The sequence below is a fragment of the Ruegeria sp. ABM4_193 genome (assembly GCF_056158705.1).
Window position 1 is genome coordinate 427,258 of the sequence record NZ_JBSWTT010000001.1, and the last position, 23,252, is coordinate 450,509.

27 protein-coding genes are annotated in these 23,252 nt (G+C 57.9%); 13 read left to right on the plus strand and 14 right to left on the minus strand.

Annotated elements, in window-relative coordinates; genetic code table 11:
• The first annotated feature begins 16 nt into the window (after nucleotides 1-16).
• Complete coding sequence (locus tag ACXADZ_RS02085) at nucleotides 17-2,062, plus strand: molybdopterin-binding protein (RefSeq protein WP_475198464.1); 2,046 nt, start codon at nucleotides 17-19, stop codon at nucleotides 2,060-2,062.
• Entirely contained in the window at nucleotides 2,059-2,652 is a 594-nt protein-coding gene (locus ACXADZ_RS02090; RefSeq protein ID WP_475192353.1) for a GNAT family N-acetyltransferase, read from the plus strand. The genes ACXADZ_RS02085 and ACXADZ_RS02090 overlap by 4 nt, the downstream gene beginning before the upstream one ends.
• On the opposite strand, the gene ACXADZ_RS02095 is transcribed toward ACXADZ_RS02090, so the two are convergent.
• The 3 genes from ACXADZ_RS02095 to ACXADZ_RS02105 all read right to left on the minus strand — a co-directional run bounded on the left by ACXADZ_RS02095 (nucleotide 2,649) and on the right by ACXADZ_RS02105 (nucleotide 4,744).
• Nucleotides 2,649-3,644, minus strand: coding sequence for a hypothetical protein (locus ACXADZ_RS02095; RefSeq protein ID WP_475192355.1), 996 nt, complete (start codon nucleotides 3,642-3,644; stop codon nucleotides 2,649-2,651). The genes ACXADZ_RS02090 and ACXADZ_RS02095 overlap by 4 nt on opposite strands.
• Before the next feature lie 14 nt (nucleotides 3,645-3,658).
• On the minus strand, nucleotides 3,659-4,129 hold the full coding sequence (gene greA, locus ACXADZ_RS02100) for a transcription elongation factor GreA (RefSeq protein WP_171669074.1): 471 nt from the start codon (nucleotides 4,127-4,129) through the stop codon (nucleotides 3,659-3,661).
• A 234-nt stretch (nucleotides 4,130-4,363) separates the two neighbouring features.
• On the minus strand, nucleotides 4,364-4,744 hold the full coding sequence (locus ACXADZ_RS02105) for a VOC family protein (RefSeq protein ID WP_171183909.1): 381 nt from the start codon (nucleotides 4,742-4,744) through the stop codon (nucleotides 4,364-4,366).
• 83 nt (nucleotides 4,745-4,827) lie between these two features.
• On the opposite strand from ACXADZ_RS02105, the gene soxR reads away from it, so the two are divergent.
• From soxR to ACXADZ_RS02125, 4 genes are all read left to right on the plus strand, one after another.
• Nucleotides 4,828-5,283: a redox-sensitive transcriptional activator SoxR gene (soxR, locus tag ACXADZ_RS02110; RefSeq protein ID WP_171647400.1), complete on the plus strand. Its 456-nt coding sequence runs from the start codon at nucleotides 4,828-4,830 to the stop codon at nucleotides 5,281-5,283.
• A gap of 136 nt (nucleotides 5,284-5,419) precedes the next feature.
• The gene (locus tag ACXADZ_RS02115) at nucleotides 5,420-7,069 is read left to right on the plus strand and encodes an electron transfer flavoprotein-ubiquinone oxidoreductase (RefSeq protein WP_475192357.1); all 1,650 of its coding nucleotides are present in this window, start codon (nucleotides 5,420-5,422) and stop codon (nucleotides 7,067-7,069) included.
• Nucleotides 7,070-7,215: 146 nt separating this feature from the next.
• On the plus strand, nucleotides 7,216-8,886 hold the full coding sequence (locus ACXADZ_RS02120; protein WP_475198467.1) for a tetratricopeptide repeat protein: 1,671 nt from the start codon (nucleotides 7,216-7,218) through the stop codon (nucleotides 8,884-8,886).
• Nucleotides 8,876-9,697, plus strand: coding sequence for a 4-(cytidine 5'-diphospho)-2-C-methyl-D-erythritol kinase (locus ACXADZ_RS02125; protein WP_475192359.1), 822 nt, complete (start codon nucleotides 8,876-8,878; stop codon nucleotides 9,695-9,697). Before ACXADZ_RS02120 ends, ACXADZ_RS02125 begins: the two co-directional genes overlap by 11 nt.
• Here ACXADZ_RS02125 and ACXADZ_RS02130 read toward each other — a convergent pair.
• Nucleotides 9,690-10,688 carry a polyprenyl synthetase family protein gene (locus ACXADZ_RS02130; protein ID WP_475192361.1) on the minus strand — a complete coding sequence of 333 codons (999 nt, stop codon included), beginning with the start codon at nucleotides 10,686-10,688 and terminating at the stop codon, nucleotides 9,690-9,692. The genes ACXADZ_RS02125 and ACXADZ_RS02130 overlap by 8 nt on opposite strands.
• A 56-nt stretch (nucleotides 10,689-10,744) precedes the next feature.
• Here ACXADZ_RS02130 and ACXADZ_RS02135 point away from each other — a divergent pair, with 56 nt between their 5' ends.
• The 3 genes from ACXADZ_RS02135 (at nucleotide 10,745) to ACXADZ_RS02145 (ending at nucleotide 12,017) form a co-directional block, all read left to right on the plus strand.
• On the plus strand, nucleotides 10,745-10,960 hold the full coding sequence (locus tag ACXADZ_RS02135; RefSeq protein ID WP_152456800.1) for a putative signal transducing protein: 216 nt from the start codon (nucleotides 10,745-10,747) through the stop codon (nucleotides 10,958-10,960).
• A complete protein-coding gene (locus tag ACXADZ_RS02140) occupies nucleotides 10,957-11,721 on the plus strand; it encodes a tRNA1(Val) (adenine(37)-N6)-methyltransferase (protein WP_475192362.1) in 765 nt (254 codons plus the stop codon). Before ACXADZ_RS02135 ends, ACXADZ_RS02140 begins: the two co-directional genes overlap by 4 nt.
• A 131-nt stretch (nucleotides 11,722-11,852) precedes the next feature.
• Complete coding sequence (locus ACXADZ_RS02145; RefSeq protein ID WP_083445267.1) at nucleotides 11,853-12,017, plus strand: YdcH family protein; 165 nt, start codon at nucleotides 11,853-11,855, stop codon at nucleotides 12,015-12,017.
• Here the strand turns inward: ACXADZ_RS02145 and yddG are convergent.
• The 10 genes from yddG to ACXADZ_RS02195 all read right to left on the minus strand — a co-directional run bounded on the left by yddG (nucleotide 12,014) and on the right by ACXADZ_RS02195 (nucleotide 20,023).
• Nucleotides 12,014-12,880, minus strand: coding sequence for an aromatic amino acid exporter YddG (gene yddG / locus ACXADZ_RS02150; RefSeq protein WP_171183920.1), 867 nt, complete (start codon nucleotides 12,878-12,880; stop codon nucleotides 12,014-12,016). The genes ACXADZ_RS02145 and yddG overlap by 4 nt on opposite strands.
• Nucleotides 12,877-13,824, minus strand: coding sequence for a transcriptional regulator GcvA (locus ACXADZ_RS02155; protein WP_475192365.1), 948 nt, complete (start codon nucleotides 13,822-13,824; stop codon nucleotides 12,877-12,879). Before ACXADZ_RS02155 ends, yddG begins: the two co-directional genes overlap by 4 nt.
• A 298-nt stretch (nucleotides 13,825-14,122) precedes the next feature.
• The gene (gene phbB / locus ACXADZ_RS02160) at nucleotides 14,123-14,845 is read right to left on the minus strand and encodes an acetoacetyl-CoA reductase (protein WP_475192367.1); all 723 of its coding nucleotides are present in this window, start codon (nucleotides 14,843-14,845) and stop codon (nucleotides 14,123-14,125) included.
• Nucleotides 14,846-15,032: 187 nt separating this feature from the next.
• Nucleotides 15,033-16,208: an acetyl-CoA C-acetyltransferase gene (locus ACXADZ_RS02165; RefSeq protein WP_171093726.1), complete on the minus strand. Its 1,176-nt coding sequence runs from the start codon at nucleotides 16,206-16,208 to the stop codon at nucleotides 15,033-15,035.
• Nucleotides 16,209-16,396: 188 nt separating this feature from the next.
• Entirely contained in the window at nucleotides 16,397-17,230 is an 834-nt protein-coding gene (locus tag ACXADZ_RS02170; protein WP_475192369.1) for an EAL domain-containing protein, read from the minus strand.
• A gap of 111 nt (nucleotides 17,231-17,341) precedes the next feature.
• Complete coding sequence (locus ACXADZ_RS02175) at nucleotides 17,342-17,530, minus strand: hypothetical protein (protein WP_475192371.1); 189 nt, start codon at nucleotides 17,528-17,530, stop codon at nucleotides 17,342-17,344.
• A gap of 92 nt (nucleotides 17,531-17,622) precedes the next feature.
• The gene (locus ACXADZ_RS02180; protein WP_475192373.1) at nucleotides 17,623-18,594 is read right to left on the minus strand and encodes a sterol desaturase family protein; all 972 of its coding nucleotides are present in this window, start codon (nucleotides 18,592-18,594) and stop codon (nucleotides 17,623-17,625) included.
• A complete protein-coding gene (locus tag ACXADZ_RS02185; RefSeq protein WP_171093718.1) occupies nucleotides 18,591-18,977 on the minus strand; it encodes a hypothetical protein in 387 nt (128 codons plus the stop codon). The genes ACXADZ_RS02180 and ACXADZ_RS02185 overlap by 4 nt, the downstream gene beginning before the upstream one ends.
• A gap of 59 nt (nucleotides 18,978-19,036) precedes the next feature.
• Complete coding sequence (locus tag ACXADZ_RS02190; RefSeq protein ID WP_475192375.1) at nucleotides 19,037-19,366, minus strand: hypothetical protein; 330 nt, start codon at nucleotides 19,364-19,366, stop codon at nucleotides 19,037-19,039.
• Nucleotides 19,367-19,456: 90 nt separating this feature from the next.
• Nucleotides 19,457-20,023, minus strand: a complete 567-nt coding sequence (locus ACXADZ_RS02195) for a TlpA disulfide reductase family protein (RefSeq protein ID WP_475192377.1) — start codon at nucleotides 20,021-20,023, stop codon at nucleotides 19,457-19,459.
• Nucleotides 20,024-20,044: 21 nt separating this feature from the next.
• On the opposite strand from ACXADZ_RS02195, the gene argH reads away from it, so the two are divergent.
• From argH to lysA, 4 genes are all read left to right on the plus strand, one after another.
• Nucleotides 20,045-21,433, plus strand: coding sequence for an argininosuccinate lyase (gene argH, locus ACXADZ_RS02200; RefSeq protein WP_475192379.1), 1,389 nt, complete (start codon nucleotides 20,045-20,047; stop codon nucleotides 21,431-21,433).
• Entirely contained in the window at nucleotides 21,433-21,630 is a 198-nt protein-coding gene (locus ACXADZ_RS02205; protein ID WP_475192381.1) for an argininosuccinate lyase, read from the plus strand. Before argH ends, ACXADZ_RS02205 begins: the two co-directional genes overlap by 1 nt.
• An 87-nt stretch (nucleotides 21,631-21,717) precedes the next feature.
• On the plus strand, nucleotides 21,718-21,873 hold the full coding sequence (locus ACXADZ_RS02210; protein ID WP_171179102.1) for a hypothetical protein: 156 nt from the start codon (nucleotides 21,718-21,720) through the stop codon (nucleotides 21,871-21,873).
• 61 nt (nucleotides 21,874-21,934) lie between these two features.
• A complete protein-coding gene (gene lysA / locus ACXADZ_RS02215; RefSeq protein WP_475192384.1) occupies nucleotides 21,935-23,200 on the plus strand; it encodes a diaminopimelate decarboxylase in 1,266 nt (421 codons plus the stop codon).
• Nucleotides 23,201-23,252: the final 52 nt, after the last annotated feature.

The following is a 23,252-nucleotide window of genomic DNA, read 5'->3' on the forward strand; positions in this document are numbered from 1 at the left end:
GTTCCAGACCTTTGCCATGGTGGATTGGTCTGGCGGAAACGACACCGGGCCGACCCCGCGCAAAGATGCGATTTGGGCCAGCATTGTGCGCGAAGGGCACGTTTTGCAACCCGAATACCTGCGCAACAGGGAGGTCGCCGAACAGTGGCTTCAGGCCCTGATCCGTACCGAGCTTGAGGCCGGTCGCCGCCTGTTTCTGGGGTTCGATTTCCCGTTTGGCTATCCAGCGGGGTTCGCCCGGGCGGTGACGGGTTCGGACGACCCTCTGGTTTTGTGGGACTGGTTCGAGCGGCATATTGAGGATACGCCCAAGGCGAATAACCGATTTGATCTGGCTGGCCGGATCAACCTGAAGTTTGGCGGAAAAGGCCCGTTCTGGATGAACGGTTTGCGTCGTGACATCGACGGTCTACCGCGCAGAAAAGCGGACTATTCTAATCCTTTCCCGGACCGCCGCGATGTAGAAACCTTGGCCAGGGGCAGCTTTACCTGCTGGCAGATGGCAGGTGCGGGGGCTGTTGGCGGGCAGGTGATGATGGGGCTTCCGGTTCTGAACCGCCTCCGCCACCTTTTCGCAGGAAAGATCGCGGTCTGGCCGTTTGAAACACTGGATGAGCCAGTTGCTTTTGTGGAAATCTGGCCCTCGCTCAATTTAGGCAAACCTCCTCAGGGCAGGATCAAGGATGCCTGGCAGGTCGAACAGGTCGCCTTGACTCTGTCACGTTTGACAGAGCAGGAGTTGGATGCGCAATTGAATGTCTCAGCGGCAGAGGAAGGTTGGATATTGGGTGTAGCTCAGGACAAGCCGAACATAGCCCCGCCGCCATTGCGAAACGATTGTTTCGCGTTGCCTGCCGGGGTGGAGTGGACACCTGTAGACGAGGCGTTGGCCTATCTGCGCGACAGATTGCATCCGATCACGTCAGTGGAAACGCTTGAGCTGTCCAAGGCAAGTGGCCGCATTCTGGCCGAGGATGTGATCGCCCAACGCTCAAATCCGCCCCAGCCTAACACGGCAGTGGACGGGTTCGGGTTTGCGGGTCCCGTCCCGGAAGGCGCTCAGGTCATGCCGTTGATTGATGGGCGCGCGGCTGCGGGGATGCCGTTTGATGGTCACGTGCCCGACGGCCTGGCCTTGCGTGTCCTGACGGGCGCAGCACTGCCTGATGGTGTGGATACGGTTATTCTGGAAGAGGATGTCACGGTCAAAGACGGGCATATTGCCTTCCGCGGTCCGCTGAAAAAAGGCGCGAACACGCGGCGCGCGGGTGAAGATGTGATGGCAGGTGATGTGGCTTTGCCCGCCGGGCGTCGGTTGACTCCTGCCGATCTCGCGTTGCTGTCTGCTGTGGGTATCGCGAAGGTGAATGTGCGTCAGCCGTTGCGTGTGGCGGTGGTCTCGACCGGTGATGAGTTGATCGAACCCGGAGAAAGCGCAGGTCCGGGACAGATTTTCGATGCCAACCGCCCTATGCTGCTTTCGTTGATCGAACGCATGGGATTTGTGCCAGTTGACATGGGGCGTGTTGCAGATGATCGGAATGCTTTGAGGGACCGGTTGGATCAAGCCTCAGCACGGGCTGATGTGATCCTGACCAGCGGAGGCGCATCAGCAGGCGATGAAGATCATGTGTCCGCCTTGTTGCAAGAGGCGGGGGCGATGCAGCACTGGCGGATCGCGTTAAAGCCGGGGCGCCCGCTGGCTTTGGGTTTGTGGTCAGGCGTGCCTGTGTTTGGCCTGCCGGGCAACCCGGTTGCTGCCATGGTCTGCACGTTGATCTTTGCGCGTCCTGCGCTGGGCCTGATGTCGGGCGAAGGCTGGACGGAACCGCAAGGGTTTGACGTTCCTGCCGCGTTTGAGAAACGCAAAAAACCGGGCCGCCGTGAATACTTGCGCGCCCGCATGCGGGATGGACGGGCCGAAGTGTTTCATTCGGAAGGCTCGGGCCGGATCAGCGGCCTCAGCTGGGCCGAAGGGCTGGTCGAAATCGAGGATGGCGCGCGGCACATCAAACCGGGCGATACCGTGCGTTTCATACCGTATGGGAGCTTTGGTATTTGACCATCGCGATTTCATCCGGCTTCGCTGATCACGAACGCGCGCAGGCAGCGGCGCTGTTCTGGCAGGCGTTTTCGGCCAAGCTGCATAAGGTCATGGGGCCAGATGAAAAGGGTTTGGCCTTCTTTGAAATCGCTTTGAACCCGAATTTCGCGCTCGTCGCGCGCGATGACGCGGGTCATATGTTGGGGCTGGCGGGGTTCAAAACGCGCGACGGCGGTTTGGCTGGTGGCAGGATGTCTGATCTTGCCGGAACCTATGGCTGGTTCGGGGCCGTGTGGCGCGCCTGTATATTAAGCCTGCTGGAACGTGAACTGAAACCGGAGGTCTTTCAGATGGACGGAATATTTGTCGCTGCTGATGCCCGAGGCAGAGGCGTGGGTACGGCCCTTTTGAATGCCATTAAACAAGAGGCCCGCGATCAGGGCATGTCCGAGGTTCAGCTGGATGTGATCGATACCAACCCGCGCGCCCGGGCCTTGTACGAGCGGGAAGGGTTCCGGCCAGTGGGTGAGGAAAAAACCGGGCCGCTCAAATACCTCTTCGGCTTTAGCAGCGCGACCAAGATGTCCTGGCCGGTGGCACATTCCTAGTCGAAGGTTCCTGCCACGCGACCCAGCAACATAAAGGCCCTTGCAGTACGCGTTTCACCCAACGCGCTGAGTTCCGCGTCGCTTGCGTTGGGTTCGAACTCGGCCATCATCTTGTCAAAACGGCGCAGGAAATGATGGGCAGCGTCGCGGAAAATCGGGTCCTGTTTCATCCGTGCTGCTGTCAGCGCCAGTGAGGACCTGTCGCGGACACCTCCTAACGCGGCCACTGCGCGGCCGCGTGTGCCTTGAGCGAATTGGCGCCAGATTTCTGGCCGGGCCATGTCGGGACGCAGGTCATCCATATAGATGCCTTCCTGACTGAGCAGAGTCAGAACGTCCTGCGAGGCTTGTACAAGCTGCGCTGTCTTGCGGTCTTTCAGCGCGACACGCAATGCGTTGAAGCCTTCGGTGTCATCCTGCGTTTCCGGGAAGTTCAGAGCACGGATGAAAATGGCTGTGCTGAGCGGCGGCGCGATGTCTTCCGCAGGTGTACCCAGCTCCAGCGAGGTTTGGTCGCCCAAAGCAGAAGCCTGCGTCGCACTTGTAGTCGGACTGGTGCGCTTGGTTGAAAACGTCGCCAGCGCGTTTTCCGTTTTCCGGGTGGCCGCTGCAATTTCGTCCAACTTTTTGCTTACAGCTGGCTCATAGGTGCTCGAGGCCCGCTGCTGCTGCGCCACATAGGCCTGCCGGATGGCATCAATCGCCGTTTGCAGCCGTGCGCTTTCTTCGCGCATGACCCGGCTGGCACGCATTGCCGTAGCTGCGACCCAGATCATGGCCACGGGCATAAACACCGCCAGAAAGGTAACGATGAACCCACCGTTTTGACCCTGTTCCGGAAGCACCAGAAAGACAACCGACACCACCAGCCAGATCAGGCTGAGCACCAGTGCGGCAATCTCAATTTCAGTCAAAGCCGGTGTCTTTGGGCGATCATAGATGCCCAGCGAGGTCGGTTTTTCAGTTTCCGGGTCAGGTTTGGGCCCCGACATTACATGCGCTCCGGTCAGGCGTACTCGATACTCAGAATTTCATAGGAACGCACGCCGCCGGGGGTGCGCACTTCAACACTGTCGCCTTCGTCCTTGCCAATCAGGGCACGGGCGATGGGGGATTTGATGTTCAGCAGGCCGGCTTCAATATTGGCTTCGTACTCGCCAACGATCTGCCAGGTTTTCTCTTCATCAGTGTCTTCATCGACCAGGGTCACCTTTGCACCGAACTTGACTGCCCCAGACAGCTTTGCCGGATCAATGACATCGGCCAGCGACAGAATGCCTTCCAGCTCTTTGATGCGACCTTCGATGAAACCCTGCTTTTCACGGGCCGAGTGATACTCGGCGTTTTCCTTCAGGTCGCCCAATTCGCGTGCCGAGGCAATCGCTTCGATGATCGCCGGGCGTTCAACGGATTTGAGGTTCTTCAGCTCAGCCGCAAGCGCGGCATTGCCCGCAGGCGTCATCGGGATCTTTTCCATACTCTCTACGTCCACGTATAAATTGAGTCGCCCCGCCGCACGGAAGCGTCGGGGCGAATGTAGGGTTGGCAGTTACCTGACCCAAATACTGCGTGAATTGCAAGAGGGGACAGCAGTTGCAGCGATCAATTCGCGACTTCGCGCCGTCGTGTGGATTTTGGCTGCGGTCTGTGGCGATGATCAGGGTGCCGGGATCTGTGCCATCGCTGCGAAGGGGTGCAAAGCCACATCATCTCAATCATATTGTACAACCTCGAATTCGATACCGTTATCGTCACGGAAGTAAAACCTGCGCCCCGGTTCGTAATCCGCGTGGTTATGAGGCTCAAACCCTGCTTTTCGAACTTTGGCTTCGGTCGCATCGATATCTTCAACCAGAACGCCCACATGATTGAGGCCGCCAACAACGTCATAGCTGCTGTTGGCCAGGGGTTTGGGGTCTTGCGGCGCATACAGCGCCAGATATGTATGCGTACTGCCCACATGGACAGTGTAGCCACCCAAGGTTGCCGGCCCTTCCCAGCGGGTTTTCCAGTCAAAGACCTGCTCCATCCATGCGGCTGAAGCCTGCGGGTCGCGGACAGTGAAGTTGGTGTGTTCAAGCGTTGCCATCATGGGATCTCCTGTTTTTAGGCTTGTCCCGACTCAAGCTAATTTCTAAACCTAACTTTAGGTCAAGGTATTTTTTTGAGGATGTGATGGCTGTTTCAGAAGGGCTGGCAATCGGCGCACTGGCCCGGCGTACCGGGCTGGCGGTGTCAGCTATCCGTTACTATGAGGCGCAGGGATTGATCTCGCCATGGCGCAACTCGGGCGGACAGCGGCGCTATCAGCGCGCAGATATTCGACGATTGAGCTTTGTGATGATTGCGCAGCAATTTGGTCTGACCCTGCCCGAAATCCGCGAGGTGCTGTCGGGTCTGCCCGGAAACCGCACCCCAACGCCGCAGGATTGGAAGGCCATAAGCGTGCAGTTGCGCGCTCATCTGGATCAGCGAATCGATACGCTGACGCGGTTGCGCGACAATCTGGATGGGTGCATCGGATGTGGGTGTCTCAGTCTGCCAAAATGTGCGCTTTACAACCCCGATGACCGGGTAAAATCCAATGGTAGCGGTCCCAGGTATCTGATGGGGGACACACCAGAGGCTTGAAGTGTCGAATAGCGGCATTGTTACGCCGTGTTTCGATTGACCAATGTCTTTGCAACCATGTAATCAGCCGTGAAACAAAATTGCGCCGACCGCATGTAGAAAGCGCCAATTCGGAAAGTTAGCTAAGGAGCCCGCGATGGCCGAGATTGAACGCGAAGCGATGGAATACGACGTGGTGATCGTGGGTGCAGGCCCCGCGGGCCTGTCGGCGGCCATCCGTCTGAAACAGCTGGATGCCGACCTGAACGTCGTGGTTCTGGAAAAAGGCTCGGAAGTTGGCGCGCATATCCTGTCGGGTGCGGTGCTTGACCCCTGCGGTTTGGACGCTCTGATCCCCGATTGGAAAGAAAAAGGCGCGCCGCTGAACGTGCCTGTGCACGAAGATAACTTCTACATGCTGGGCGAAGCCGGCAAGCTGCGTATCCCCAACTTCCCGATGCCGCCACTGATGAACAACCACGGCAACTACATTGTCTCGATGGGCAATGTCTGCCGCTGGATGGCGGAACAGGCAGAAGAGCTTGGCGTTGAAATCTTCCCGGGCATGGCGTGTTCGGAGCTGGTCTATGGCGAAAATGGCGAAGTCAAAGGCGTTGTCGCCGGTGTCTTTGGTCTGGAAGCTGACGGCTCGTACGGGCCTAACACTGAGCCGGGCATGGAGCTGCATGGTAAATATGTCTTCCTGTCGGAAGGCGTGCGCGGCTCGCTGTCCAAAGAAGTTATTGCCAAATACGATCTGCAAGCTGGCAAAGAAGTGCAGAAATACGGCGTTGGCATGAAAGAGATCTGGGAGATCGACCCGGCCAAGCACAAAGAAGGTTCGGTCACGCACACAATGGGTTGGCCGCTGGGCAGCAACGCGGGTGGTGGATCCTTCATCTATCATCTTGAAAACAATCAGGTCTATGTCGGTTTCGTGGTTCACTTGAACTACAAGAACCCGCACCTGTATCCCTACATGGAATTCCAGCGCTTCAAGCACCATCCGATGGTGGCCGACCTGCTGAAAGGCGGCAAGCGCGTGGCCTATGGTGCGCGTGCGATCACCGAGGGCGGCTATCAGTCGATGCCTAAGCTGGTGGCACCGGGTGTGGCGCTTCTGGGTTGCTCGGCGGGCATGGTCAACGTGCCGCGCATCAAGGGCAACCATAACGCGATGCTGTCAGGTAAGGCTGCGGCAGAGGCCGCGTTCGACGCCATCAAGGCCGAGCGTTCGGGTGATGAGCTGACCGCATACGAGACCGAAGTGCGCGATGGTCCCATCGGCAGCGACTTGAAGAAGGTCCGCAACGTAAAACCGATCTGGTCGAAATGGGGTCTGACCGCATCGCTGATGCTGGGCGGTCTGGACATGTGGACCAACACGCTGGGCTTTTCGCTGTTCGGGACGGTAGGACATGGCAAAAACGATGCAGACTCGACCGAAGATGCAAGCAAGCACCAGCCCATCGAATACCCGAAGCCAGACGGCGTGCTGTCGTTTGATCGCTTGACCAACGTGTCCTTCGCCGCGACCAATCACGAGGAAAGCCAGCCTTGCCACCTGCGTCTGGCCGACCCCGAAGTGCCGGTCAAAGTCAACCTGCCCAAGTTTGACGAACCGGCGCAGCGCTATTGCCCGGCTGGCGTTTACGAGGTGGTCGAGGATGAAACGGCGGGCCCGCGATTCGTCATCAACTTCCAAAACTGCGTGCACTGCAAAACCTGCGACATCAAGGATCCAAGCCAAAACATCACTTGGACCACGCCGCAGGGTGGGGACGGTCCGAACTATCCCAACATGTAAGCAAAAAACTGGGCACTGGCAGGGTCGTGAAGGCTCTGCCATTGCCTCTTGCCAGCCAAAGCCCTAGCTTGTTTGTCAGTCAACGATAGCAAGGCAGGATTTCGGTGGTTTCCCTGGTTCGTCGCGCGGCTCTGTCCGTGCTGCTCATGTCGTCGGTCGCAGTCCCGGCATTCTCAGACTCGGGCGCAGGGTCGTATCTGGCCGGGCGGCAGGCAATTTACGAAAGTGATTATACCGCTGCCGAGCGGTATTATGCACAGGCTCTGAAGTTCGATTCTCAAAACCCGTTACTCTTGGAAAGCGTTGTGGTGGCACGCCTTGCGCTGGGCGAGATTGAACGCGCCTTACCTGTTGCCGAGCAGATCGAAGAAGCGAACCTGCCCAGCCAGGCCGCGCGCATGGCGATTGCGGCCAATTTGGTTGCAGATGACAAGTATGACGTCCTTTTAACGCGCAATCCGGAAACTCAGGGCGTTGGACCGCTGGTGGACGGGTTGATGGTCGCCTGGGCCCATTTGGGCCAGGGTGAAATGACCAAGGCGATGCAGCAGTTCGATACTGTAGCCACGCAAGACGGCTTGAAAGAGTTTGCGTTGTATCACAAGGCTATGGCATTAGCCTCGATCGGCGATTTTGAAGGGGCCGAGGCCATCTTTGCAGACAATGACGGTGCGGTGGCGCGTTTTACGCGTCGGGCGGCTTTGGCGCGAGCCGAAGTGCTGTCCCAGCTGGATCAGAACGAAGACGCCCTTCAGTTTCTTGAGGACGTATTTGTTGCTGGTAGCGACCCGACCATCGAAACCTACACCAGCCAGCTGGAGGCGGGTGAAACACTCCCCTTCACCCATGCCCGCTCGGCGCGGGATGGCATGGCCGAGATTTTCTTTACCGTTGGTGCCGCGCTGAACTCTGAGGCGTCGCCGGACTACGTTCTGCTCTATACACGATTGGCAAGTTTTCTACGCCCTGACCACGTGGATGCCATTCTGTTGAGCGCCGATCTTCTAGATCAACTGGAGCAATATGATCTGGCGGTTGCGGCGTATCGTATGGTTCCAGCAGACAGCAACGATCATCACGCGGCCGAGTTGGGTCGCGCCGAAGTACTGGACCGCTCAGGCAAAACCGATGCCGCCGTTGAGGTTTTGCAAAACCTTGCAGCACAAGACCCTGACCTTCCGGGTGTGCACGTGGCTTTGGCCGATCTGCAGCGACGTCAGGAAAACTATCAGGCGGCAGTGACGTCTTATGACACGGCAATTGGGCTGACGGACAACGCAGCAGGCGGCAACTGGTTCTTGCACTATGCCCGTGGCATCAGCCATGAGCGGCTGAAGCAGTGGGATCAGGCCGAAGCTGACTTCCGACGCGCACTTGAGCTGAACCCCGATCAGCCACAGGTTCTGAACTATCTGGGCTATTCGCTTGTCGAGCGTAAAGAGAAGCTGGACGAGGCACTGGACATGATCCAGCGTGCCGTCGCGGCCCGCCCGGACAGCGGCTACATCGTCGACAGCTTGGGCTGGGTCCTGTTCCGTCTGGGCCGCTATGACGAAGCGGTTGAGCAGATGGAACGCGCCGTTGAGCTGATGCCTGTCGATCCGGTGGTGAACGACCATCTTGGCGATGTCTACTGGGCCGTAGGCCGTGCGCGCGAGGCTGAATTCCAGTGGAAACGGGCGCTGTCCTTCATTGATCCCGAAGATACCGATGGCGAAGCCGACCCAGAGCGCATTCGCCGCAAGATCGAAGTTGGGCTGGATGCCGTTTTGGCCGAAGAAGGTGCAGAGCCTTTGAAGGTCGCTAATGGAAATTAAGGCGTTTGCGCCAGCCAAGATCAACCTGACCCTACATGTGACCGGCCTCCGGACAGATGGCTATCACCTGTTGGATTCATTGGTGGTTTTTGCTGATTTGGGCGATCAACTGACGTTCAAACCCGGCCCCGCATTGTCCATGGATGTACGCGGCGAGTTTGCCGATGGCGTCCCCGCGGACAGCCGCAATCTGGTGTGGAAAGCTGCCGAAGGCGTGGGTTGGACCGGGCATATCGATCTCAGCAAGTCCTTGCCCCACGGAGCGGGCATTGGGGGCGGCTCGTCAGATGCTGCGGCCACGCTTGGGGCTTTGGCTGGGCAGGGTTATGACGCTCCGCCGGATCTGCCCCTGTCACTTGGGGCAGATGTGCCCGTCTGTCAGGAAGGCCGAGCGATCAGAATGCGGGGCATTGGTGATCAACTGGGTGCTGTAAACCTTCCGCGCCTGCCCGCTTTGTTGGTCAACCCGAATGTGCATGTGCCAACGGGGGCCGTTTTCAAGGCACTGGCCAGCAGAGACAATCCGCGGATGCCTGAGCATATCCCTGAGTTTCAAAACGCTACCGACTGCGCCTTGTGGCTAAGCGATCAGCGTAACGATTTGGAAGTGCCCGCCATGGGCGCTGCGCAAGAGATTGAACAGGTTCTAGACACACTGCAAACGACAAATCGCGCCCTCATCGCGCGTATGTCGGGGTCAGGGTCAACCTGCTTTGCGCTGTATCCGACGATGAAAGACGCGCATTTCGCAGCCTATGAGATCGGCGCAGCGCATCCTGATTGGTGGTGCCGCGCCACTCAGCTTAATTGAGACGCGAGACCACGTAGTCTGCCAGTTCACGCAGCAGGCTGCGAATTTCGTGATCCGGCAATACATCCAGCGACGCCTTGGCCTTGTTCGCCCAACCCAAGGCGTCCTGCCGGGTCTCTTCCAGCGTAGCGTATTTGCCCATCAAACGCAGCGCATGATCCAGATCGCCTTCCTGTTGACGGCCTTTTTCAATCGTCCGCTCCCAGAATGCGCGCTCGTCCGGTGTTGCTTGGGCCACGGCTTTGATCACCGGTAGGGTCAGCTTGCGCTCGCGGAAATCATCGCCCACGTTCTTTCCAGTTGCTTTGCTGTCGCCCTGATAGTCCAGCAGGTCGTCTGCAATCTGGAATGCAATGCCCAATGAGTCGCCATAGTCGAACAGAGCTTTAACTTGTTCTTCCGAAGCGCCAGCGATCACACCACCGACCTCAGTAGCGGCGGAAAACAGGGCGGCTGTTTTGCCGCGCACAACCTGCAGATAGACGCTCTCATCCGTACGCAGATCGGTAGCTGCTGTCATCTGCAGCACTTCGCCTTCGGCAATCGTGGCCGAGGCGTTGGCCAGAATGTCCAGCACCCGCAGCGAGCCTGTTTCGACCATCAGCTGGAAGCTGCGCGAAAACAGGTAATCGCCGACCAGAACGCTGGATTTGTTGTCCCACAGCAAATTTGCAGTGGGACGACCGCGCCGTTGGGCGCTTTCGTCTACCACATCGTCATGCAGCAGCGTCGCGGTGTGGATAAATTCGACCGTGGCCGCAAGCCGCACATGGTGATCACCGGTATACCCAAACAGGCGCGCCGCCGCCAATGTCAGCATCGGACGCAGTCGCTTTCCGCCCGCATCCACAAGATGTTGTGTCACCTCTGGGATTCGCGGCGCATGGTCCGACGCCATCCGCGTGCGGATCAGGCCGTTTACGGCCTCCATCTCGCCCGCCAACAATTCGGCGAGGCGCTCATGCGGTTTTGAAATCATGTCGACGGTCATCACACTCCTGATACAAGGCTCGACTTCCGCCTCGCCTTGCCCTTACATCCATCCCCATGAAAGAACTATTGCGCAGTACCGATCCGACAATCCTGGCCTTTGCATCCGCTCTTCTTGAAGGCGAGGATATAGACTGCTTTCAGATGGACGTAAATATGAGCATCCTCGAAGGTGGTATCGGAATCTTTCCGCGCCGCCTGATGGTGCGGTCCGAAGATCTGACTCGCGCCGAACGTGTGATGCGCGATAACGAGATTCCGCTGGGCCGATGACCCGCTTTGAAGACAAAGAACTGACCCGTAACGATTTCCTGGGTGGCCGGGTTCGACTGCTGCAACCCGAAGCCGGTTATCGCGCTGGCGTAGACCCCGTTTTTCTGGCCGCGTCAGTGCCTGCCCGGACCGGCCAGTCGGTGTTAGAGCTGGGCTGTGGCGCGGGGGCCGCTATTCTGTGCCTGTCCGCTCGGGTGCCGGGTCTTAAGCTGACCGGGGTCGAGTTACAGCCCGCCTATGCAGATTTGGCGCGTCGGAACGCAGAAATGAACGGTGTAGATCTGGATTTGGTCGAGGCAGACCTGACAGCTTTGCCAACAGCCATTCGGCAGCGTCAGTTCGATCACGTCATTGCCAATCCCCCCTATTACCTGGCCGGAGCACATAGTCGCGCCAACGACACCGGCCGCAGCATCGCGTTGGGAGAAGACACACCTTTGCAGGACTGGATTTCAGTGGCGGCCAAACGTCTGGCTCCACAAGGGTATCTGCATATGATCCAAAAGGCAGATCGCCTGCCGGATATGATAGTGGCCTGCACGGGCAGGCTGGGGTCGGTTGAAGTGTTGCCCCTTTGTGCGCGTACAGGTCGTGAGACCGAACTGGTGATTTTACGGGCGCGCAAAGGCGGTCGTGCGGCATTTCGCCTCCACGCACCTTTGATTCTGCACAAGGGTGAACGCCATGAAACGGATGGTGAAAGCTATACCGAGCAGGTTTCTGCGGTGCTTCGGCAAGCCGCCCCATTGCCTCGGTTCTGACGTCAATCGGCAATGACCAGCCGATTTTGTCGGATTTATTACAGATTCTGTGCTTGTGCAGCGTGACAGGGTGGAAACGATGTGCTCAACTTCTTACGTGAACTACAGACACGTAAACAAGGAGGATCGCAATGAGCGTGAGCGCACATCTGACGGAACTGAAGAAAAAGCACGAATCTCTCGGTCTCGAAGTGGAACAAGCCCAACGCTCGCCGGGCATTGATGATCTCCATATTGCTCAGTTGAAGAAACAAAAGCTTAAACTGAAGGAAGAGATCGAACGCCTGTCTGCCTAAGATTTCAGGCTGGCGCGGGCCGCGATCAGGGCCCCGCCGGTGATCAACAAGGCCGCGATCGCAAGCCCCCAGGATGGGGCGGCGATCCCGGCCACAACCAAAGCCAGCGTTGACAACAAAGGGGCCGCGTAAGACGAGGTTCCCAGCATTTGAATGTCGCCTTGCTTGACCCCGATGTCCCACACATAGAATGCAAGCCCGACAGGCCCAAGGCCAAGCGCCAGAACCGAGGCCCAGCCAAGGGGCGTGACCGGAAACACTGTGTCTTCCAAAGCCACATGCAGCAGGCCAGACGCCAGTGCGGCTGCAAGGCAAAACACTGCGACCGAACTGGTGGGCGTGTCGCCCAGCTTACGAGACAGAACGGAATAGCCTGACCATGTCAGAGCGCAGAGCAGGGCCAATGCATATCCGGGCAAGTGTTGGGCTTGAAAGCCTGCGCCGCCGCCACCTGCGATAATTACGGCGGCCCCTGCAAATCCAAGACAGGCACCAATCATATGCCCAACACGTAGATGTTCGCCCGGCAGCAATCCCGACATGAGCACGATGAGCAAAGGCCAGAGATAGGCGATCAGCCCAGCCTCGGCGGCTGGGGCCATGCGCAGGGCGGAGAAGTAAAGGGCGTGATACCCGAACAAACCCAAGGCTCCAAACAAGTAGGTGGTCCAGGGAACGCGTTTCAAACTGCTCAACCCGCCTGTGGCAGCGGCCCAGATCAATCCAAGCGTGCCACCAATCGTAAAGCAAATTGTGTTCAGCAATAAGGGCGGCGTGGGAGCAGAGCCGACCGTGAACAAAGCCAGCAAAGCCCACAGCAAGACGGCCACAAAACCGATGGCCGTTGCGCGCATTTTGGTCATCGGTTGGAAACCTCTTCAATCGGTATGATCTTGAACTCATCCGATATATGCGCGGTTTTTTCAATCTCGGTCAGAAACCAATCGCGAAACGCCTCGATCTGAGGTTTCTTCTCGGCCCCTGGAAGGCAAAGAAACCGGAACCGCCCCTGTGTTTCCAAAGCCACTTTGAACGGCGCGACCAAACGGCTTTCGGTCAAGTCCTTGAGAATCATGGCGCGTCGTCCAAGCGCCACACCAACTCCTGCGACGGCGGCATCAATCGCGTGATCGGCATTCGAAAAATGCGCGCCATGGGTCGGGGTGAAATCGATCCCTACTGCACGGAACCAAGCAGGCCAGTCGCAGGGCGGGGTCAGGAAATTGATCGAATCGTCATGGATCAACGGGGCGTGCCGTAGGCTTTCCGGAGTGGCGAATTGTTCTGCCAGTTCCGGTGTCATGACCGGGGTTAGCCATTCCTTTCGCACAGGGACGGAATACAGCCCTTCGTCCGCGGAATTGCCAAAGCGGATGGCGACATCCACATCGTCCCGCTCAAGGTCCATATTGCGCAGAGTAGCCGAGAACTTCAGATCGATCTCAGGGTGTGCGCGGGCAAACTCGTAAAGCCGCGGTGCCAGCCATTTGGCTGTTAGTGCGGGACCGGCGGTCACAGTCAGGCTGGTGTCATCTTCCTGCCTGCGCACGGCGCGCCACGCGGCTTGCAATGTAGCAAAGCCTTCGGCAGCACCGGGTGCCAGAGCGCGCCCGGCCTCTGTCAGCTCTACGGCCCGATTCAGGCGGCGAAACAACGGTCGGCCCAGATGTTCCTCAAGCGACTTGATCTGAAAGGACAGGGCCGCTGGCGTCACATGCAGCTCCGCCGCGGCTTTTGCGAAAGACATATGCCGGGCCGCGGCGTCAAACGCACGGAGCGCGGTAAGCGGGGGAAGATAGTCGCTCATAGTGAAGTAAATCTTAACTGAACACCCAAGAAAGCTCGTTTGTAGCTTTACCACGTAACCCTCATATTCATCTCAGGTCAAACAAAACTGATTTGAATAGGAGACAGCCATGATCGAGATGACGACAAATCCCGCCGCCCAGATGGCGATCCTGCGCGCCCACCAAGAACGCAGCCGTGTGGTTTGGCAGTTTTGGAAACGTATTTTCGGTTCCCGCTGATCGCAGCGCGCGTGATCTTACGGGATAAAAAAGGGCCGGTCCAAAAGGACCGGCCCGTTTTTTCTTCTGATAAATGGATCAGACGAAGAACTGCGCACCGTTGGCCGAGATGGTCGAGCCATTGATGAATTGGGAATCGTCCGAGGCCAGGAACGCCACACAGCGTGCGATTTCTTCGGGCTCACCCAAACGACCTGCCGGGATCTGGCCGATGATGGATTCGCGGACCTTTTCCGGTACGGCCATGACCATTTCAGTTGCGATGTAGCCGGGGCAGATCGCGTTGGCTGTGATACCCGCGCGCGCACCTTCCTGCGCCAAGGACTTTACGATGCCCAGGTCTCCAGCTTTGGTCGCGGCATAGTTCACCTGAGCAAACTGACCTTTCTGACCGTTGATCGAGCTGATGACGATCACGCGACCGAACTTACGCTCGCGCATGCCAGGCCAGACGGGGTGTACGGTGTTGAACACACCGGTCAGGTTGGTGTCGATCACGTCTTTCCACTGATCGGGTGTCATTTTGTGGAACGGCGCGTCACGCGTGATACCCGCGTTGGCGACAACGATGTCGATGGCGCCAACCTCGGCTTCGACTTTTTCGATGCCCGCTTTGGATTCGTCATAATCTGCGACGTTCCACTTATAGGTCTTGATACCGGTTTCTTCGGTGAACTTCGCGGCGGCTTCGTCATTGCCTGCATAGGTGGCGGCAACATTGTATCCTTCGGCTTTGAGCGCCTTGGAAATTGCTGCGCCAATGCCGCGGGAACCGCCGGTGACGAGTGCTGTACGTGCCATTTATGACTCCTTCAATTTTAGTCGTCTTGGTAATGCTGTTACTCTGAGAGGTGATCGTGCGCAATATTGTTTCGTCATGGATCTGATTTTTTCGGGTGGCAATATCGTCGCATCCAAGGGGTATGAGCCTTTTGTAACAAAAAAGGGCGTCCGACGGACGCCCTTTGATATTTAGGTTTCAGTGCACTTAGTCCCGCTCCACACACAGCGCGACACCCATGCCGCCACCGATGCAGAGGGTCGCCAGACCCTTCTTGGCATCCCGGCGCTTCATTTCGAACAGAAGCGTGTTCAGGACACGGCAGCCCGACGCGCCGATCGGGTGGCCAATGGCGATAGCGCCGCCGTTGACGTTTACGATCGACGGATCCCAGCCCATGTCCTTGTTCACGGCGCAGGCTTGCGCAGCAAAGGCTTCGTTGGCCTCAACCAAATCCAGATCGTCAACCGACCAGCCTGCCTTTTCCAGCGCCTTGCGCGAGGCGTAGATCGGGCCAACACCCATGATCGACGGGTCCAAACCGGCGGTTGCGTAGGACGCGATGCGGGCCAAAGGCTCAATCCCGCGTTTCTCGGCATTTTCAGCGGACATCAGCAGGGTCGCCGCCGCGCCGTCATTCAGACCCGAGGCGTTCGCTGCAGTGACCGAACCATCCTTGGTGAAGGCCGGGCGCAGTTTGGCCATGGCTTCCATGGTTGCGCCGTGGCGGATGTATTCGTCCTTGTCCATCACGATATCGCCCTTGCGGGTCTTGATGGTGAAGGGCACGATCTCATCCGCGAACTTGCCTGCCTTCTGGGCGGCTTCGGCCTTATTCTGTGAAGCAACAGCAAATTCATCCTGCATGTCGCGGCTGATCTGCCATTTTTCGGCAACGTTCTCGGCCGTTTGACCCATGTGATAGCCGTTGAAGGCGTCCCACAGACCGTCGCGGATCATGGTGTCGATGTACTTCATGTCACCCATCTTGTGGCCTGCACGCAAAGCGGCGGCGTGGGGTGAAAGGGTCATGTTTTCCTGGCCACCTGCGGCAACGATCTCAGCGTCACCCAACTGGATGTGCTGGGCACCCAGCGCGACAGCGCGCAGACCCGATCCACACACTTGGTTGATGCCCCAGGCTGCGCTTTCCTGCGGCAAACCGGCGTTGATGTGCGCCTGGCGTGCAGGGTTCTGTCCTTGGGCGGCTGTCAGAACCTGACCCATGATGGTTTCGCTAACCTCGCCTTTGTCCACGCCGGCACGTTCGACAACAGCTTCCAGGACGGCGGCGCCCAGATCATGTGCTGGGGTGTTCGCAAACGAACCACTGAAGCTGCCGACACCTGTACGTGCGGCGGATGCGATTACTACGTTGGTCATATGATCAGTCCTTTACCGTCATGGGCCAGCGGAAGTTCTGACGGCGCAGGTCGAGAGGAGCCCCCCGAAACAAGAGCGCCCCGTGTTCCCCGCTCAAGTACTCATGCAATAGCGTAATGCTGCACTTGCAGCAACGGACAGCTTGTCTCAGCGTTGAAAATGCACGATTTTTGCCGACTGACCCAAGGTCAACTTCCTGTTTTTGAAACGCTTTCCTGTTTCCAGGGGGCAGCGACACTTGGCGCGCCAAACAGGTAGCCTTGCAGGCAATCCACGCCGCTGGACGTCAAAAACGCGGCGTCGTCCTGTGTTTCAACCGATTCGGCGGTGATCAGAATTTCAAATTCACGGGCGACAGCGATCAGAGCGCGCACCAGTGTCTGATTGTCGGGGTTGTTGCTGATCCCCCTGACAAACTGCCCATCAATCTTGGCGGCATCGAACAAGAACTCGCGAAAATGGCGAAAGCAAAAATTACTGGCACCGAAATCGTCCAATGCAAAGGCAATGCCGCGATCCTGCAAGCGGTCCATGAAATCGATGACCAGTTCCGGCACTTGCATGGCCGAACTTTCCGAAATTTCAAGGATTAGCCGTTCGCCCAGTGCGGCGTCACGCTTTAAGAACCGATCCAGGGTCGCCGACCACCTGGAATACCCGATCGAGCGGGCGGACATATTGATCGAAAGCCTGATCTCAGGGTTTCTCACCAGTGTGCGCAACCCAAATTCCAGCGCAACGCAATCCAGATCCCGGCCAATCGGGGTGTTTTCGAGTTGCGGCATGAACTCGCGGGCGGGAATAACCCGCCCTGTTTCGTCCAGCACACGAATGAACCCTTCATAAAACGCAACGCCATTAGGAGCGTTTGCCTGCACGACAGGTTGAAATGCCAGCTTGCACTGTTTGTGCTTCACCGCTTCGGTTGCCATCTGAACAATCGAACGATCACGTGTCGACACCGCAGCGTTCAGCGGGCTTTCTGACCCATCGGGCACATTAAGTTGTTTCTTGTTTCCCATAGCGCCGATTCCCATCAGCCCGTGACAGACAGTATGTCCGGGGCAGGTGTTTCGACACAGTTTCGGGGTAAACAGATGAATCTGCGGTTAAGGAGCCAGCAGATTCAGGATTTATCGAGAGATGCTCCAAGCGCGGGCAAGGGACGACGCTGCACTCAGCACCGCTCCTAATACGCCTGTAACCATCAAAGCAAAGCCCAAGGCGATCCATGCCGGTGCAGTGCTGTTCAACGCTGTAACCATCGCGAGCAAAAGGCCGGACAAACCGACATAGGTTGAAATGACTGCCAAACGGTTCATGCCGACCCTCGTTCACTCTTTGACTACAGATGAGTGTCGATATAGCCCCCAAAGCCTGAATTTCAAGAGCGAAGGGTGTGCGCTCGCTGGTGTCAGACCTGCTCTGCCTGTCCAGTGGGCAGTTTTTCATCGAAACGCTCAAACCCGGGCGTTCCGCGATCTTCCGGATGACGGACCAGGTGTTTGGCTTTGATCTGTTCCGAGCTGTCGCGGCTGCCATCGTGGCTGTATCCCGGCGGGGCAAAGCAATAAGCAAGCCGTTGACGTAGTGTCAGACCGGGCTGGGTCGCGTCACGCCAGATTCCGACCCATTCGTGAAAGGCGACGCGCAACGGGTTGAATGTGCCGATATTGTGAACCAGTCCGAAATCGACCCGGTCGTTTTCCTGCTCTGGGACAAAGGTCCCGAACATCTTGTCCCAGATGATGAAGACGCCCGCATAATTGCAATCCAGATAGCGCGCATTCCGGCCGTGATGCGCGCGGTGATGGCTGGGCGTGTTCATAATGGCTTCGAACCAGCGGGGCATCTTTCCGATGGCCTCGGTGTGAATCCAGAACTGATAGATCAGGTTCAATCCACCGACAAACAGGACCATGGCCGGATGGAACCCGATCAGGATCAATGGCGCGCGCACGACCATCATCAGCGTGAAAGTATAAGTCCACGGCTGCCGCAAAGCGGTGGTCAGGTTGTAATGCTGTGAGCTGTGGTGATTGACGTGGTTTGCCCAAACCCAGCGGATGCGGTGGCCAAAACGGTGCACCCAGTAGTAACGGAAATCGTCCAGCACAAAGCACAGAATGATCACCGGGATCGACGTGCCGAGATCCAGCGGTGTGATCTGCCACAGCCACATGAAAAAGCCATACGCAATGAAGCCCAGCAGAAACCCGGACGCGATATTACCTGCGCCCATGATGAGCGAGGTTACTGCATCACGCGTTTCGTATCTCCCGCCTTTGCCTTTGACGGCGATCCACAAAAATTCCGCCAAAATCGCGGCCACAAAAAAGGGAACCGCCCACTGAACGGCATCGGGGAAACTGATCTGGTCGGTCATTCGGGCTCCATCAGGTGACGCCAGTGGGCGCGCTCTATTTCGTCCAGGTGGATAAGAGTGCCGGGGGTGCCGAAGTCGTGAAACTGGATTTCAAAGCCTTCGGGGTGTTCGATCCAATCGAAATCCAGCAAGTGCCGGGCCACAGTGTCGGCACCGAAGGACCACAGCAGCCCTGCGCCGGTTTCGGTACGCACCAGTGCCGCGTGGCGGTCATTCGAGATCGTAACATCAATGATGGTGTCGTCCGGTGCATGCCGCAGCCATTGCGCGCGTGCGGTTTCGGGTGTCAGCACAAAAGGTTCTGAGCGGCCCGTCAGATGCAAAAGCAATGTGATTCCGGCGATTCCTCCGACCACCAGAACCAATAGTATTTCCAACGGCATCCCATCCTCCTGCGGACACCCTGCAAAGACGCGTTGGGGCTGTCAAAGGTGGCGTTGCGTCAGGTACGTTCCAGACGTTCCAGAACTTCGTACTGAACAACACGTTGGACAAAGGGCACCAGCCCATCAGGGCCTGATGCCCGATCCTTAAGGTGAATGCAGATATCCGGACGACGGGCGGCAATGATGCCAACCATCTCTCCGCGAATCGTGTCATCCAGACCTGCCCCCAAAATGGCGCTGGTGATCCGAGGTTCGGCATCCAACTGCTTTCGGACTTCGTCCGTGTCATGCGCGCCCAGCCATTGAATCGGCAAGTGATCCAGTTGTCTGGCCACATCGCCGATCACGTTTGGCAGCTTCCCAATCAAAAGAACCACCGGTTTCATCGCAGCCTCCTTCCCACAAGGTTACAAACGAAAACCGACCCATTTGGGCCGGTTCAAGTGTAGCACAAACAGGGGAAAGCTGCGCAGGCGTCAGCTATTGGCTTCCACAAGCGTCGAAATAATTGCTTTGGCGCTGTCCGAATTCCATTCAGCATCGCCGATCAGGCGGGCAATTTCCTGACCTTCAGGGTCCAGGATGACTGTAATGGGCAGCGCGATCACGCCGAATTCCCGTGCAGCAGCTGAGCTTGGGTCCTGATGACGCGGGAGGTTTTTGATGCCATTTTCTTTAAAGAACTTGGTGATCCCGGCAGGAGAGTTGCGACCGGTGGCCAGTGTCAGGACCTGGAACTTATCGCCTCCGAACTCTTCCTGAAGCTCCGCGATCTGTGGCATCTCTTTGCGGCAGGGCGCACACCATGTGGCCCAGAAGTTCAGCAGCACGTATTTGCCTTCGTAATCCGCAAGCGTACCGACGCCGCCATCATCTTCTAGCTGGAATTCAATGGATTTGGCGGGTTTGGGTTCCTTATGCAGGATCAGGCGTTTCAGACTGTCTTCCCGCAGGGGGGCAAGCGTTTCCGCATCGGTCGCCAAAGCGGCGTTTGCACCCAGCGCAAGGGCCATATAAAGGGGGATCAGACGAAATAGGCGCATATCAACTCCGGGTTTTCTTACATGACCGATCAATCCTCGAACCAGATGTGGGGCGGCCGCTTTGCCGCCGGTCCAGACGCGATCATGGAGGCAATCAATGCCTCGATCGGGTTCGATCAGCGGATGGCAGCCCAGGACATCTCAGGCTCGCGCGCCCATGCCGCCATGCTGGCTGCCACAGGCGTCATAAGTGATAGTGACGCCGAGGCTATTCGGGAAGGGCTGCTCACCGTTTTGTCAGAAATCCAGAACGGGGAGTTTCAGTTTTCGACCGCACTGGAAGACATTCACATGAATGTCGAGGCGCGCCTGAAAGAGGTGATTGGTGAGCCCGCTGGCCGTTTGCACACAGGCCGCTCGCGCAATGACCAGGTGGCGACCGATTTCAAACTTTGGGTGCGGGATCAGTTGGACGCGGCGGAATCGGGCCTTTTGGCCCTGATCCGCGCGCTTTTGGCGCAGGCCCAGGCCGGGGCCGATTGGGTGATGCCCGGTTTCACGCACCTGCAAACCGCGCAGCCGGTAACATGGGGCCACCATATGATGGCCTATGTCGAAATGTTTGGCCGGGACCTGTCCCGTGTCCGCGATGCCCGTGCGCGCATGAACGAATCCCCGCTGGGGGCTGCCGCGCTAGCCGGGACCTCGTTTCCCATCGACCGCCATATGACAGCTGAGGCGCTGGGCTTTGATCGCCCCGCTGCAAACTCGCTTGATGCTGTCAGCGACCGCGACTTTGCCTTGGAGTTCCTGTCGACCGCGTCTATCTGCGCCGTCCACCTGTCGCGTTTTGCCGAGGAGCTTGTGATCTGGTCCTCGGCCCAATTCCGTTTTGTGACACTGTCCGACCGGTTCTCGACCGGCTCGTCGATCATGCCGCAGAAAAAGAACCCTGACGCGGCCGAGCTGATCCGCGCCAAGGTGGGGCGTATCTATGGGGCCAACACCGCGCTGATGATGGTGATGAAGGGCCTACCGCTGGCCTATTCCAAGGACATGCAGGAAGACAAGGAACAGGTCTTTGACGCTGCCGATAACTGGATGCTGGCGCTGGCTGCGATGGAAGGCATGGTCAAGGATATGACCGCCAATCAAGATAGCCTGGCTGCTGCTGCCGGGTCCGGTTTCTCGACCGCCACCGATCTGGCTGACTGGTTGGTGAGGGTTCTGGGCCTGCCATTCCGCGATGCGCATCATGTAACCGGGTCGCTGGTGGCCATGGCCGAAAGCAAAGGCTGCGATCTGCCTGACCTGACGCTGGAGGACATGCAATCGGTTCACGAAGATATCACCGATGACGTCTATTCTGTTCTTACCGTGCAAAACTCGGTAAACTCGCGCCAGTCTTACGGCGGCACGGCCCCCGATCAGGTGCGTGCCCAGATCGAACGATGGAAGGCGATGGTGTGATGACAGCTGTTCGTGCGCTGGCGATCGTGATGTCCGGCCTGATACTGGCCGGATGCGGGGCCGATGGTGAGCCGTCGCAGCCCACTGCAGTTCAACCTACAGCCAGCGCCACGATTGGGGTCGGCACCAGCGGGACCTATGTTGCAGGGGGCGTTGGCCTTAGCCGTGGGCCGCTGGGTATCTATCTAGGGTTCTGAACCTTTTGATATTGCGCACATAGGCCCGTTACCCCACTTAGGACGCGTGCAACAACGCGTCGATTCTCTCAACGAAAAGACACTGACATGAGAACAGTTGGACTGATTTTGGCATTTGCGGCACTGGCGGCATGTGAACCTTCCTCCGCGCGACGCCCCGAGCCTGCGGCAGAGCCCAAGCAATCTGGCAGCGGCATTTCAATCTCTGGCTATGGCCGTGTGGGTGTTTCCACCACAAATTAACAAGGACGCTGAGTGCGGAATCCATTGATCCGCAGTCGCCTTCTGGTCTAAGCGCGCGGGTATGGATCATTTTCTCTACCGCGACGGCGCGCTTTTCGCCGAGGATGTCCCTGTTTCCGAAATCGCTGCAGCGGTCGGAACCCCTTTTTACGTCTATTCGACGGCGACACTGCTGCGTCACTTCAAGCTGTTTGATGATGCGCTGGACGGCACCGATCATCTGGTCTGCTACGCGATGAAAGCGGCCAGCAACCAGGCCATTTTGAAGACCCTGGCACAGGCGGGTGCAGGAATGGACGTGGTTTCGGGCGGGGAATACTTGCGCGCCAAAGCTGCAGGCGTTTCAGGCGACAAGATCGTCTTTTCGGGTGTCGGTAAAACGGCGGACGAGATTCGCACCGCACTGACAGGTGGAATCCGCCAGTTCAACGTTGAATCCGAGCCAGAGATGGACGTGATCAACGCGGTCGCACTAGAGCTGGGCGTTGTTGCGCCGATCACTGTTCGGGTGAACCCTGACGTGGATGCCAAGACCCACGCCAAGATCGCGACCGGCAAGTCCGAAAACAAGTTCGGCATTCCGATTGCGCGCGCCTCCGAGGTCTATGCACATGCCGCCAGCCTGCCGGGGCTGGAGGTGATCGGGATCGACGTCCATATCGGCTCGCAATTGACCGAACTTGAGCCCTTCGAGTTGGCCTATTCCAAGGTTGCTGAACTGACCGAACAGTTGCGCGCTGAAGGTCACAACATACGCCGCCTCGATCTTGGGGGCGGGTTGGGCATCCCCTACACCCGCTCGAATGACGCGCCGCCGTTGCCGGTGGAATATGGCGCCCTGATCAAGAAAACACTCGGCCATCTGGGCTGCGAGATCGAGATCGAGCCGGGCCGCCTGATCGCGGGCAATGCCGGGTTGATGGTCAGCAAGGTGATTTACGTGAAGTCTGGCGAAGGTCGGGATTTCCTGATCCTGGACGGAGCCATGAACGATCTGATCCGCCCGGCGATGTACGAGGCGCATCACGACATCGTTGCGGTACAGGAACCGGCGGCCGGGGTTGAACAGCAACCCTATGACATAGTGGGCCCCGTGTGCGAATCGGGGGATACCTTTGCCAAGCAGCGCAATATGCCGCCTTTGAAATCAGGGGATCTGATCGCCTTCCGCAGCGCAGGCGCGTACGGAGCGGTTATGGCCAGCGAATACAACACCCGCCCGCTGATCCCCGAAGTTTTGGTGAATGGTGATCAATTTGCAGTCATTCGTGAACGGCCAAGCTTTGACGAAATCATAAACCGCGATACCATACCTTCGTGGCTCTGATGCGATAACCGCGCGGGCCCAACCCCGGAGGCCCGCCGTGACCAACAGATCA

Bases quoted from the DNA above. Each gene is read 5' to 3' on its own strand.
- ACXADZ_RS02095 (WP_475192355.1), bottom strand. From the start codon at position 3,644: ATGTCGGGGCCCAAACCTGACCCGGAAACTGAAAAACCGACCTCGCTG.
- ACXADZ_RS02085 (WP_475198464.1), top strand. From the start codon at position 17: ATGGTGGATTGGTCTGGCGGAAACGACACCGGGCCGACCCCGCGCAAA.
- ACXADZ_RS02120 (WP_475198467.1), top strand. From the start codon at position 7,216: ATGTCGTCGGTCGCAGTCCCGGCATTCTCAGACTCGGGCGCAGGGTCG.
- ACXADZ_RS02115 (WP_475192357.1), top strand. From the start codon at position 5,420: ATGGCCGAGATTGAACGCGAAGCGATGGAATACGACGTGGTGATCGTG.
- yddG (WP_171183920.1), bottom strand. From the start codon at position 12,880: ATGACCAAAATGCGCGCAACGGCCATCGGTTTTGTGGCCGTCTTGCTG.
- ACXADZ_RS02210 (WP_171179102.1), top strand. From the start codon at position 21,718: ATGAGAACAGTTGGACTGATTTTGGCATTTGCGGCACTGGCGGCATGT.
- phbB (WP_475192367.1), bottom strand. From the start codon at position 14,845: ATGGCACGTACAGCACTCGTCACCGGCGGTTCCCGCGGCATTGGCGCA.
- ACXADZ_RS02140 (WP_475192362.1), top strand. From the start codon at position 10,957: ATGACCCGCTTTGAAGACAAAGAACTGACCCGTAACGATTTCCTGGGT.
- argH (WP_475192379.1), top strand. From the start codon at position 20,045: ATGACCGATCAATCCTCGAACCAGATGTGGGGCGGCCGCTTTGCCGCC.
- ACXADZ_RS02165 (WP_171093726.1), bottom strand. From the start codon at position 16,208: ATGACCAACGTAGTAATCGCATCCGCCGCACGTACAGGTGTCGGCAGC.
- greA (WP_171669074.1), bottom strand. From the start codon at position 4,129: ATGGAAAAGATCCCGATGACGCCTGCGGGCAATGCCGCGCTTGCGGCT.
- ACXADZ_RS02155 (WP_475192365.1), bottom strand. From the start codon at position 13,824: ATGAGCGACTATCTTCCCCCGCTTACCGCGCTCCGTGCGTTTGACGCC.
- ACXADZ_RS02105 (WP_171183909.1), bottom strand. From the start codon at position 4,744: ATGATGGCAACGCTTGAACACACCAACTTCACTGTCCGCGACCCGCAG.
- ACXADZ_RS02190 (WP_475192375.1), bottom strand. From the start codon at position 19,366: ATGAAACCGGTGGTTCTTTTGATTGGGAAGCTGCCAAACGTGATCGGC.
- ACXADZ_RS02175 (WP_475192371.1), bottom strand. From the start codon at position 17,530: ATGAACCGTTTGGCAGTCATTTCAACCTATGTCGGTTTGTCCGGCCTT.
- ACXADZ_RS02180 (WP_475192373.1), bottom strand. From the start codon at position 18,594: ATGACCGACCAGATCAGTTTCCCCGATGCCGTTCAGTGGGCGGTTCCC.
- ACXADZ_RS02135 (WP_152456800.1), top strand. From the start codon at position 10,745: ATGAAAGAACTATTGCGCAGTACCGATCCGACAATCCTGGCCTTTGCA.
- soxR (WP_171647400.1), top strand. From the start codon at position 4,828: ATGGCTGTTTCAGAAGGGCTGGCAATCGGCGCACTGGCCCGGCGTACC.
- ACXADZ_RS02170 (WP_475192369.1), bottom strand. From the start codon at position 17,230: ATGGGAAACAAGAAACAACTTAATGTGCCCGATGGGTCAGAAAGCCCG.
- ACXADZ_RS02125 (WP_475192359.1), top strand. From the start codon at position 8,876: ATGGAAATTAAGGCGTTTGCGCCAGCCAAGATCAACCTGACCCTACAT.
- ACXADZ_RS02185 (WP_171093718.1), bottom strand. From the start codon at position 18,977: ATGCCGTTGGAAATACTATTGGTTCTGGTGGTCGGAGGAATCGCCGGA.
- ACXADZ_RS02145 (WP_083445267.1), top strand. From the start codon at position 11,853: ATGAGCGTGAGCGCACATCTGACGGAACTGAAGAAAAAGCACGAATCT.
- ACXADZ_RS02130 (WP_475192361.1), bottom strand. From the start codon at position 10,688: ATGACCGTCGACATGATTTCAAAACCGCATGAGCGCCTCGCCGAATTG.
- lysA (WP_475192384.1), top strand. From the start codon at position 21,935: ATGGATCATTTTCTCTACCGCGACGGCGCGCTTTTCGCCGAGGATGTC.
- ACXADZ_RS02205 (WP_475192381.1), top strand. From the start codon at position 21,433: ATGACAGCTGTTCGTGCGCTGGCGATCGTGATGTCCGGCCTGATACTG.
- ACXADZ_RS02195 (WP_475192377.1), bottom strand. From the start codon at position 20,023: ATGCGCCTATTTCGTCTGATCCCCCTTTATATGGCCCTTGCGCTGGGT.